The following is a 10,112-nucleotide window of genomic DNA, read 5'->3' on the forward strand; positions in this document are numbered from 1 at the left end:
GCTGGTGTGTCACGACACCCTTGGCAGTCCTGGTGCATTGCTGCGGGGCGAACCGATGCCAGGCCGAGCCGGACCACCCGCCGCACCCCGAGCCCACGCAGGCCACCCCGGACCGCTCACCGCCCACGCAGGGCAAGTCAACGTCAAGTCGCCCCGGACACAGAGCCCTTGGCCGCCAGGCCCGCCCGCCGCTCGCCGTAAGCCCGGCGACCGGCCGAGGCGCATCCGCGAGCCGCACTCATCCCCACGGCAACCACGCCCGCACCTCGAACCCGCCCTGCGGGGTGTGGCCGTGTTCCAGGCGGCCGCCCGCGAGGGTCGCTCGTTCCGTCAGGCCGATCAGGCCCTGGCCGGAGCCGGGGACAGGCGGCACCTCGCCCTCGGGGGGCGGGTTGTGTACGGAGACGGTGAGGCCGTCGCCCGGTGCGCCGGTGACGGACACCGTGACCTCCGTGCCGGGGGCGTGCTTGCGGGCGTTGGTCAGGCCCTCCTGGACGATCCGGTACGTGGTGCGGCCGACGGAGGACGGGACGGTGGCGACATCGTCGACGCGGTGGTCGAGGGCCACCTTCATGCCGGCCTCACGCGACTCGGCGACCAGCGCGTCCAGCGCGCCGAGCGTCGGCTGCGGCCGGCCCGTGTCCTCGGGCTCCCCGGCCCGCAGGACGCCGATGATCTCGCGCAGGTCCTGGAGGGCCTCGTGCGCGCTCTCCCGGATCACACCCGCCGCCCGCGCCGTCTCCGCCGGGGGTGCGTCGGGCCGGAACTCCAGGGCGCCCGCGTGCACGCTGAGCAGGGTCAGCCGGTGGGCGAGCACGTCGTGCATCTCCCGCGCGATGGCCTCACGGGCGAGCCGCTGCGCCTGCTCGGCCCGCAGCCGCGCCTCCGTCTCGGCTCGCCGGGCCCGGTCCCTGAGGCTCACCATGAGCTGTCGCTTGGAGCGTACGAACATGCCCCAGCCGACGATGGCCACGGTGAGCAGCACGGCGAAGGGCACGCTCACCAGGTAGGGGACGTCCGCGTCGGGGCGCACCCAGTAGTACAGCGGAGCCAGGGCCGCGTTGATGCCGCCCACCCAGGCCACGTACCGGAAGGGGCGGTGCACGGCCAGCGTGAACAGGGCGATGAGCCCTGCCCCGCCCGCCGTCTCCGAGACGAAGGTGAGGGGAGTCATCGCCACGGCCAGCCCCAGCGGCCAGCGGCGGCGCAGCCAGACGGCCGCGCAGGCCAGCGCCCCGGTCAGCTGGTCGACGACGGCCAGCCATTCCGGGACATGGGGGTTGTCGTTGAGCGCTTCTACGGCGGCCGCGCCCACCAGCACGGCCAGCAGGAAGCAGGAGAAGTCGACGACCCAGTCGCGGGCGGTACGCCGGGGCCGCCGCCCCGCCCGTGCGGCGTCGGGGTCGAGTTCGTGCAGAAGGGCGGACGGGATGAACCATCTGCGCCCGGTGAACAGCGCAGGTGTCTCGCCCGTCAGCACCGGGGAGGCCTGCCCCGCGTCGTCACCACTCACGGTCGGCAAATCTACGCAGGCCCGGGCCCGTTCACCTCTCCCTGGCCGCAATCGTCGACCAAAGTCACCGCATCGCAGACTTTCGGCGCGGGCGACCGGGCCCGGACAGGGACTTCCGTCCAACGCACGCTCGCCCCGCGGCCGATGTGCGTGGGGGGTCCGCGGGGCGAGGCTCGTGCCATGAAACAGGTGCTGGAGATTCTCGGCTTCCTCGCCCTCGTACAGGGCGTGGCGGGCCTGGTACACGAGTTCACCGACTGGAACTGGGGCCTCGTGCAACGACTGGGGTTCCTCGACGGCTACGAGATCTACACAAGCGTCGTCCTGCTCGTGCTGGGCGTCGCCCTGTTCGCGGCGGCCGGGAGCCGGAAGTCCGTCTGAGCACCCGGGCGGACTTCCGGCCGGCGTTCGCGGAAGTGGCCGCCCGGCTCAGCAGCCGTAGTCGACCAGGTCGAACGACTCGTAGTGGTCGGCCGTGTAGTAGTCCTCCCGGTTCTCCTCACCGGTGACGATGCGCCGCGCACCGCGGGTGGAGGAGCCGGGGGTGATGACCGTGTACTCGTGGTAGTAGCCGGACGACTGGCTCGGCAGGATGCGCTCCCGGTTCTGGAAGACGGTGCCGTCCTGCTTGAACGGGAAGGGGCCGCCCTGCTCGATCAGGTCGAGCGTGTCGTGGGCCTGGGACGGCAGGTCGCTGTAGCAGATGCTGCCGACGGCGGTGGGGGCCGCGTCGGCCGTGGTGGCGGAGACGGTACCGCCGACGAGGAGGGCGGACAGGAGGGCGGCTGCTGCGCCGAGCCGCGAGGCGCGTGGGGGGAAATTCATGCGCACATGATGACGCGCGTAGACAGTGGCATGTCAATGACAAGCTCGGAGATTTTCCCGCCAAGTCCGATGAGTGAGCGGGAAGTTAACCTTCCTCCGGCGCCCTCACGCGCTGTTCACCGGGGCCGGTGAGGGCGCCGGGCGGGGCGGTTACGCGTCCTCCGGCAGCGCGTACTCGCCGTACTCCGGGCGGCCCGCCACCTCGTACGTCTGGATCGAGACGCCCGTGCCGGTGACGCTCCCTCCGGCGTGCCGGAACGCGGTCGGTACGGCGCCCTCCGGGAACAGCCGGAACCCGGCGCCGAGCACGACCGGGAAGGTCAGCAGATGCAGGGAGTCGACGAGGCCGTGCGCCAGCAGGGACCGGACGAGGGCGCCGCTGCCGTGCACCTGGATCTCGCCGTCGGTGCGCTCCTTCAGGGCCGTGACCTCCTTGGCGAGGTCTCCGGTGAGCACGGTGGTGCCCGCCCACTCGGGGTCTTTGAGCGTCGAGGACGGGACGTACTTCGGCAGTGCGTTGAGTTTCGAGGCGACCGGATCGGCGGGGTCGGTCACCTTCGGCCAGAACGTACTGAAGATGTCGTACGTACGGCGCCCGAGCAGGAAGGCGCTCGGACGTGCGAAGACCTCGTCGATGAACCGGCCGAAGTCCTCGTCGGCGTACGGAAAGCTCCAGCCGCCGTGGGTGAAGCCGCCGCGGGTGTCCTCGTGAGGGCCGCCGGGGGCCTGGTAGACGCCGTCGAGGGTGACGAAGAGGGTGGAGACGAGCTTGCCCATGGCGGGTGCCCTTCTTCTCGGAACAGTCCGGGTCTGTTGTCATCGGTTCAGACCCCGTGGGCGTCCGCAACTCATCGCTCGGCCGTACGGCTCCTGCGGTGAGGGACCGGAGGAGCCCACCTCGACGTCCGTTCACCGCCAGCACCGCTGCCGGCCGGCCGGTGGGATGGACACATGACTTCTCAAGGAACTCTCGGAAATCCCGGAACTCTCAACGGCAGGACGGCTCTCGTGACCGGCGCGAGCCGTGGCATCGGCGCGGCGACGGCCCTGCGGCTGGCCCGGGAGGGCGCGGACGTGGCGGTCGGCTACGTGAACGGCAAGGAGGCGGCCGAGGACGTCTCACGGGCCGTGGAGGCGCTGGGGCGCCGGGCGGTGGCGGTGCGCGCGGACGCGGCGGACGCCGCCGAGACGGCCGGTGCCGTGACCGCTGCGGTCGAGGCGCTGGGCGGCCTGGACATCCTGGTGAACAACGCGGGCGTGGGGGTGCTCGGGCCGCTGGAGACCCTGTCGCTCGCCGACGTGGACCGCGTCCTCGCCGTCAACGTACGCGGTGTCTTCCTGACCTCCCAGGCCGCCGCCGCGCGCATGTCCGAGGGCGGGCGGATCATCACGATCGGCAGCTGCATGGCCCATCGCGTGCCGGGGCCCGGCGGCACGCTCTACGCCACGAGCAAGGCGGCCCTGGCCGGTATGACCAAGGCCCTGGCCAGGGAGCTGGGCGGGCGCGGGATCACGGCAAACCTCGTCCATCCCGGGCCGATCGACACCGACATGAATCCGGCGGACGGGCCGTACGCGGCCGGCCAGGCGGCGATGACGGCGCTGGGGCGGTTCGGCACGGCGGACGAGGTGGCGTCGATGGTGGCGTATCTGGCCGGGGCGTCGTATGTGACCGGAGCGGAGTTCCTGGTCGACGGCGGGCACGCGGCGTGAGGCAGGGGGGCGCACCGGTGCTGTCGGGCCGGTGCGCCCCTGGGGCGGGGTCGGCTCAGCCGCCCAGCTCCTGGTGACGCGCCCCGAGGCGCCGCGCACCGTCCTCCGTCAGGGAGCCGAACAGCCGCAGCCGGGAGATGCCGCCGTCCGGGAAGATGTCCACACGCGCGTGCGTGCCGACGGCCGGGACCGGGAGTACGAAGCGGTGGTTGGTGTCGGGCTGGAGGCGCGTGCGGGGCAGGATCTCCCGCCACTGGCCGTCCTCGCCGTCGCGCACGGACACCGAGGCCCAGCCGGCGCTGTTGCCCTTGAGGTACGCGGTGTCGATCTCCAGGGCGCGGATCCGGGACTGGGCGGCCAGCCGGTAGCGGATCCAGTCGTGGCCCTGGTCGCGGCGGCGCCGGGTCTCCCAGCCGTCGTCCATCTTGCGGGAGCGGCCCGGCTGGATGGTGTTGGTGGCGGGCGAGTAGAAGAGGTCGGAGGCGTCCTCGACCTGGCCGCCGTTCTCCAGGGCGACGACGTCGAAGGTGCCCAGCGCCTCCAGCCAGGCGGGGTCCGGGACGACCTCGCCGTACACGCGCAGACGGGCGATGCCGCCGTCGGGGTGCTGGTTGACCCGCAGGTGGGTGAAGCGCTGCTCGACCGCGACGGGGAAACCGTTCGCCGCGTGTCCGCCCACCGGGGTGCGCGGCACGAGGATCGTCCACTTCACGCCGTCCCCGAGGAGTTCCTCGGGCGACGGGGAGCCCGGCACGCAGGTGCCCTCGACGGACACGGCCTGCGGGTAGTTGCCGCGGAAGTGCGCCGTGTCGACGACGATCCCCCGGACCACGCCCGGGGCGCCGAGGCGGACCAGCGCCCAGTCGTGGTCCTCCGCGGTCGGCCAGGGGTGCTCGGCGGAGGCGCCCCGGCGACGCCGCGTCTCCCAGCCGTCCATGATCTTGCCCTTGTGCCCGAAGCGCTCGGGGTCGAACTCGGCGCGCTCGGGCACCAGCAGGTTCTCGCGCTGGGCGAAGAACTCGTCGTTGGCGGCGATGACACCGGCACCGAGGCGCCGGTCGGCGAGGTTGGCGTACTGGGTGAAGGGGAAGCCGGCGGTGCGGTAGTCCGCGTACGGGTCGCCGCCTCCGTAGGGGTTCGCGTCGCCGGTGAAACTGGGAATCGCCGTCACGGTGATCAGGTGCCTTTCGAAGTCCGGGATGAGGATCAGTTGGTTCGGGTGAGCAGTCGCCCCTTCGGTTCGGTGAACTCGCCGTCGGCCACGATGCGCTGCCCGCGCAGCCAGGTGGACTTCACGACGCCGTACAGGGTCCTGCCCGCGTAGGCCGTGACGTGGTTGCGGTGCTGGAGGGCCGCGGGGTCGACGGTGAAGGTCTCGTCGGGGGCGAGGACGGCGAAGTCGGCGTCGCGGCCCGCCGCGATGGCGCCCTTGCGGTCGTCGAGCCCGACGAGTTCGGATGTCCGCGCGGACATCCAGCGGACCACGTCCTCCAGGCCGTGCCCGCGCCTGCGGGCCTCGGTCCACACCGCCGCCAGGCTCAGCTGGAGCCCGGAGATGCCGCCCCAGGCCGTCGCGAAGTCGTCGGTCTTCAGGTCGGCGGTGGACGGGGAGTGGTCGGTGACGACGCAGTCGATGGTGCCGTCGGCCAGCGCCTGCCAGAGCAGGTCCTGGTTGGCGGACTCGCGGATCGGCGGGCAGCACTTGAACTCGCTGGCGCCGTCGGGGACTTCCTCGGCGGTGAGGGTCAGGTAGTGGGGGCAGGTCTCCACGGTGAGCCGTACGCCCTCCGCCCGCGCCTCGGCGATCATCGGCAGGGCGTCGCTGGAGGAGAGGTGGAGCACGTGCACGCGCGCGTTGAGGGCCTTCGCCTCACGGATGAGCTGGGCGATGGCGGTGTCCTCGGCGTCCCGGGGGCGCGAAGCGAGGAAGTCGGCGTACCTGGGGCCGGGCCGCTGCGGGGCGGAGGAGAGGAGGTGGGGGTCCTCGGCGTGCACGATGAGCAGGCCGTCGAAGGCGGCGATCTCCGCCATGGCGCGGGCGAGCGGGTCCCGTTCGAGGTGCGGGAACTCGTCGACGCCGGACGGCGACAGGAACGCCTTGAAGCCGAAGACGCCGGCCTCGTGCAGCGGGCGCAGGTCCTTGACGTTGCCGGGCAGGGCGCCGCCCCAGAAGCCGACGTCGATGTGCGCCTTGTCGGCGGCGACCTGCTGCTTGGTCCGCAGGTGCGCGACGGTCGTGGTCGGCGGGAGGGAGTTGAGGGGCATGTCGACGAGGGTCGTGATGCCGCCGGCCGCGGCGGCGCGGGTGGCGGTCCAGAAACCCTCCCACTCGGTGCGGCCGGGGTCGTTGACGTGCACGTGGGTGTCGACCAGGCCGGGCAGCAGGACGTGGTCGCCCAGGTCCTCCAGGCGGGTGGTCTCCGGTACGGGTGCGTCGTACGGGAGGACGGCAGTGATCTTGCCGGCGGCGACCGCGACCGAAGCGGCGCGCGTCCCCTCGGGAGTGATGACACGCGTCGAGCGAAGCACCAGTTCAGCGTCGGACACCCGGACCCCTTACTTCCACTTGCTTCCGCTTACTTCCACGCAATGGAATTCAACTTTCTGTTGAAGGAGTCTTCACTCCCTCTTCCGCGCCGTCAAGGGCACACTGGGCTACCGCACCCCTCACGCGGCCACTCTGGACGTTTCCACAAAGCGGAATTAGGCTTCCAGTACGCAGAACGTAGCTACGTACAAGCGGGGAGTCAACCGACTGCCGGGTAGGCTTCTGCTCTTCCGCCAGTCCCGAAAGGAACGCGCCGTGCCGACGTCCAGCGCCAGCACCACCGACTCCGCCCGGTCCTCCGCCAACGGCGGGGTCCAGTCCCTGGAGCGCGCCTTCGACCTGCTCGAACGGATGGCGGACGCGGGCGGCGAGGTCGGCCTGAGCGAGCTGTCCGCGAGCAGCGGGCTGCCCCTGCCGACCATCCACCGCCTGATGCGCACGCTGGTGGCCTGCGGGTACGTACGGCAGCAGCCCAACCGCCGGTACGCACTCGGCCCGCGCCTGATCCGCCTCGGCGAGTCCGCCTCCCGGCTGCTGGGCACCTGGGCACGGCCGTATCTCGCCCGGCTGGTCGAGGAGACCGGCGAGACGGCGAACATGGCGCTGCTGGACGGGGACGAGATCGTCTACGTGGCGCAGGTGCCGTCGAAGCACTCGATGCGCATGTTCACGGAGGTCGGCCGGCGCGTGCTGCCGCACTCCACGGGCGTGGGCAAGGCCCTGCTCGCCGGTTTCCCGCCGGAGGAGGTGCGCGCCCTGCTCACCCGTACGGGCATGCCCGCCGCGACGGAGAAGACGATCACGACTCCGGACGGTTTCCTCGCGGCGCTGGAGGACGTGCGGCGCCAGGGCTACGCGATCGACGACAACGAGCAGGAGATCGGCGTCCGCTGCCTGGCGGTCTCGGTTCCCGACTCCCCCACCGCCGCGGCCATTTCCATCTCCGGCCCGGCGGGCCGGGTCACGGAGGCGGCCACGGAGAGGATCGTGCCGGTCCTCCAGCAGGTCGCCGGCGAACTGTCCGAGGCCCTGGCGACCCAGAGCCCCGCCTGACGGGTTCACGACGACTCGCTCACGAGTCCGTGGGAGCGGCCGGGGCGAAGGCCGCGGCGAGTCGGTCGAGCAGGAGCGCCGCGCTGGGATGCGGGTCGCGGCGCGGTGTGATCGTGTAGATGCCCCGGGTCGGGGGATCCACCAGGCTCACCGTGGTGACGTCGGTGCGCAGTGCGCACGCCAGCACGCCGGGTATCAGCGCTATCGCGTGACCGGTCGCGACCAGGGCCAGCTTGCCGAGCAGATCGGCCGCGGTGAGGTCGATGCGGGCGCTGACTCCGGCGCGGGCGGCGTGCTGGCGCAGGAGGGCCGCCGAACCGTCGTTGTCCTCCACCCAGATCTGTCCGGCCAGCGTCCGCACGTGCACCGGGCCGCGCCCGGCCTGCGGATGACCGAGGGGCAGCGCGACGACCATCTCGTCCAGCCCGAGGAAGCGGCGCTCGACCCTCGGGTCATGGGGCAGTCCCGGCGGTGCGTCCGTGACGACGGCGAGGTCGAGATCGCCGGCGATCACGCGCTGGTGCAGGTCGGGGCTCAGACCGGGAAGCAGGCTCCAGCGGACGGCCCGGGCGCGCTCCAGCAGGTCCCGGATGGCCTCGGGCACGATCCCCGCGGCCAGTGAGGGTGTCGCACCGACGGCCAGGGGCCGGCTGAACGCCCCGTCACGGGCGTCACGTACGGCGCGGACAGCGCGGTCGGCCTCGTTGAGGGTGGCGAGGGCATGGCGCCGGAAGACCTCACCGGCCGGCGTCGGACGCACGCCGCGCGCATGGCGCTCCATCAGGGACACGCCGAGCTGCCGCTCCAGCCCGGCGATCTGCCGGGAGACCGCCGACTGCGTGTGGTGGAGCTCGGCGGCCGCCGCTGACAGGGACCCGAGTCGGCACACCGTCACGAAGGTTCGCCACACCGTCAGGTCCATGATCCCAGTATGACCAGCCGGTATGCACATCCCGCAGGGCCGGCCTGCGAAATCTGCGCTGTTCGCAGCCGCCGGGATGCACCACTGTGGCGCCATGACCACACCGCACACGATCGCCGTCCTCGGCCTGGGACGCATGGGCGACGCGATCGCGACACGACTTGCCGCTCAGGACCGCAACGTCATCGGCTGGACGCGTTCCGGACGCACGTCGGGCGCCGTCAGGACGACCGGCGGCCCGCACGACGCCGTGGCGCAGGCCGGCCTCGTGCTCCTGGCGCTGTTCGACGGTCCGGCCTGCCGGCAGGTCCTCGAAGACGTCCGTGGCGCCCTGCGAGCGGACACGATCGTGGTGAACACCAGCACCATCTCCCCCACCGAAGCGTCGGAACTGGCCCGGTGGCTCGGCCCGTCCTACGTCCACGCGCCCGTGCTCGGCTCGGTTCCGGCCGCCTCCGCCGGTGCCCTGCGCATTCTCGCCGCCGCCGGGCGGGACGCCCTGGACCGCGCCCGGCCGGTGCTGGAAACGCTGGGCTCCGTGCTGACCGTCGGGGATGCCGCCACCGCCGCCGCGCTCAAGCTGATCGCCAACAGCGGCCTCGCCGGCGCGGTCCTCGCGCTGCGCGACTCGCTGCGGCAGGGCGACGCCCTCGGCCTGCCCCGCGCCCAGGTGCTGGACGTGCTCGAACTCGGCCGGCTCGGCGGGCTCGTGGCGCACAAGCGGGCTTTTCTCACCGGCGAGTCCGTCACCGCCGCGGCCGAGTTCACGATCGGTGCGCTGGCCAAGGACATGGCTCTGCTGGCCGCCGCGTCGAACACCCCGTTGCGCAGCGCGGCCGGCCTGGCGGACATCCCCGCCGACCCCGCGGCCGACATCGCCACTGCCGCCACCGTCCCCGCCGTCGAGGACGCCGTGCTCGAACCGCTCCGCGCCTACATCCGCGGGCACGCCACCGGCGACCCCGCCCACTTCCGCGACGCGTTCCTGCCCACCGCCCACGTCGAGGGGATCCGGGACGGCGCGTTCGTCTCGTGGCCCCTGGAGGAGTACTGCGCTCTCTTCAAGGGCCGGCCGGCCGCGGACGAGCCGGCCCGGTCACGCCGCATCGACACCGTCGACGTCCACGGCACCGTCGCGACCGCGACCATGACGCTCCTGCACGGCGCGGACACCTTCACCGACGTCTTCTTGCTCGTCCGCGCCGACGGCAGGTGGCGGATCGCCAACAAGGCCTATCACCGCCGCTCCCGCCCCGCTCCGCTCCGGCGTGCCCTTGGGCCTGATCCGGAAGAGAGGCCCTAGGTGTGCTTTCGGAGAGGTTGGTGACGCGGCTGGCTGGGGTGTGTCCGTAAAGTCCCCTCGTCCGCCCGGAGGGCGGGCCCCGCGGCGTCCGGTACGTGCTCTGGGGGTACCCCCTGCCCGAAGAGCTTGGGGAGTGCAGGGCGGACGCCCGCGTACCGGTTGTACGCGGGTGTTCGACCGGTGCGGCGAGTGGGGGTCCCCCCTGCTCGAAGAGCTTGGGGGAGCGTGCCGGGCG

The 10,112-nt window shown here is 72.4% G+C and carries 10 protein-coding genes; 4 read left to right on the forward strand and 6 right to left on the reverse strand.

The genetic code is table 11. The annotated features are described in order from the left end of the window. Positions 1–238: 238 nt before the first annotated feature. Positions 239–1,513, reverse strand: coding sequence for a sensor histidine kinase (locus AOQ53_RS09380; protein ID WP_059416541.1), 1,275 nt, complete (start codon positions 1,511–1,513; stop codon positions 239–241). A 180-nt stretch (positions 1,514–1,693) separates the two neighbouring features. On the opposite strand from AOQ53_RS09380, the gene AOQ53_RS09385 reads away from it, so the two are divergent. Next, the gene (locus AOQ53_RS09385; protein WP_059416531.1) at positions 1,694–1,894 is read left to right on the forward strand and encodes a hypothetical protein; all 201 of its coding nucleotides are present in this window, start codon (positions 1,694–1,696) and stop codon (positions 1,892–1,894) included. 48 nt (positions 1,895–1,942) lie between these two features. Here the strand turns inward: AOQ53_RS09385 and AOQ53_RS09390 are convergent, their stop codons facing one another. After that, positions 1,943–2,338, reverse strand: a complete 396-nt coding sequence (locus AOQ53_RS09390; protein ID WP_059416532.1) for a ribonuclease domain-containing protein — start codon at positions 2,336–2,338, stop codon at positions 1,943–1,945. 150 nt (positions 2,339–2,488) lie between these two features. Then, positions 2,489–3,115: a dihydrofolate reductase family protein gene (locus AOQ53_RS09395; protein ID WP_059416533.1), complete on the reverse strand. Its 627-nt coding sequence runs from the start codon at positions 3,113–3,115 to the stop codon at positions 2,489–2,491. A gap of 174 nt (positions 3,116–3,289) precedes the next feature. Between AOQ53_RS09395 and AOQ53_RS09400 the strand changes: the two genes are divergently transcribed. Next, a complete protein-coding gene (locus tag AOQ53_RS09400) occupies positions 3,290–4,051 on the forward strand; it encodes an SDR family oxidoreductase (protein WP_059416534.1) in 762 nt (253 codons plus the stop codon). Between the two features lie 55 nt (positions 4,052–4,106). Here the strand turns inward: AOQ53_RS09400 and alc are convergent, their stop codons facing one another. Together alc and allB are read right to left on the reverse strand one after the other, a co-directional pair. Further along, positions 4,107–5,222 carry an allantoicase gene (alc, locus tag AOQ53_RS09405; RefSeq protein WP_059416535.1) on the reverse strand — a complete coding sequence of 372 codons (1,116 nt, stop codon included), beginning with the start codon at positions 5,220–5,222 and terminating at the stop codon, positions 4,107–4,109. Positions 5,223–5,257: 35 nt separating this feature from the next. Continuing rightward, positions 5,258–6,598 (reverse strand): allantoinase AllB, encoded by a 1,341-nt coding sequence (gene allB / locus AOQ53_RS09410; protein ID WP_059416536.1) that lies wholly within the window; start codon positions 6,596–6,598, stop codon positions 5,258–5,260. A 256-nt stretch (positions 6,599–6,854) separates the two neighbouring features. On the opposite strand from allB, the gene AOQ53_RS09415 reads away from it, so the two are divergent. After that, positions 6,855–7,652 (forward strand): IclR family transcriptional regulator, encoded by a 798-nt coding sequence (locus AOQ53_RS09415; RefSeq protein WP_059416537.1) that lies wholly within the window; start codon positions 6,855–6,857, stop codon positions 7,650–7,652. Positions 7,653–7,671: 19 nt separating this feature from the next. On the opposite strand, the gene AOQ53_RS09420 is transcribed toward AOQ53_RS09415, so the two are convergent. Next, positions 7,672–8,574, reverse strand: coding sequence for a LysR family transcriptional regulator (locus AOQ53_RS09420; RefSeq protein WP_059416538.1), 903 nt, complete (start codon positions 8,572–8,574; stop codon positions 7,672–7,674). Between the two features lie 94 nt (positions 8,575–8,668). Here AOQ53_RS09420 and AOQ53_RS09425 point away from each other — a divergent pair, with 94 nt between their 5' ends. Beyond that, positions 8,669–9,877, forward strand: a complete 1,209-nt coding sequence (locus tag AOQ53_RS09425) for a nuclear transport factor 2 family protein (protein WP_059416539.1) — start codon at positions 8,669–8,671, stop codon at positions 9,875–9,877. Positions 9,878–10,112: the final 235 nt, after the last annotated feature.

This window comes from Streptomyces azureus, from assembly GCF_001270025.1.
In the GTDB taxonomy this organism is placed as follows: Bacteria; Actinomycetota; Actinomycetes; order Streptomycetales; family Streptomycetaceae; genus Streptomyces; species Streptomyces azureus.

Coding starts and splice junctions, on each gene's coding strand:
- AOQ53_RS09385 (WP_059416531.1), top strand. CDS start 1,694: ATGAAACAGGTGCTGGAGATTCTCGGCTTCCTCGCCCTCGTACAGGGC.
- AOQ53_RS09390 (WP_059416532.1), bottom strand. CDS start 2,338: ATGAATTTCCCCCCACGCGCCTCGCGGCTCGGCGCAGCAGCCGCCCTC.
- AOQ53_RS09395 (WP_059416533.1), bottom strand. CDS start 3,115: ATGGGCAAGCTCGTCTCCACCCTCTTCGTCACCCTCGACGGCGTCTAC.
- AOQ53_RS09400 (WP_059416534.1), top strand. CDS start 3,290: ATGACTTCTCAAGGAACTCTCGGAAATCCCGGAACTCTCAACGGCAGG.
- AOQ53_RS09420 (WP_059416538.1), bottom strand. CDS start 8,574: ATGGACCTGACGGTGTGGCGAACCTTCGTGACGGTGTGCCGACTCGGG.
- AOQ53_RS09425 (WP_059416539.1), top strand. CDS start 8,669: ATGACCACACCGCACACGATCGCCGTCCTCGGCCTGGGACGCATGGGC.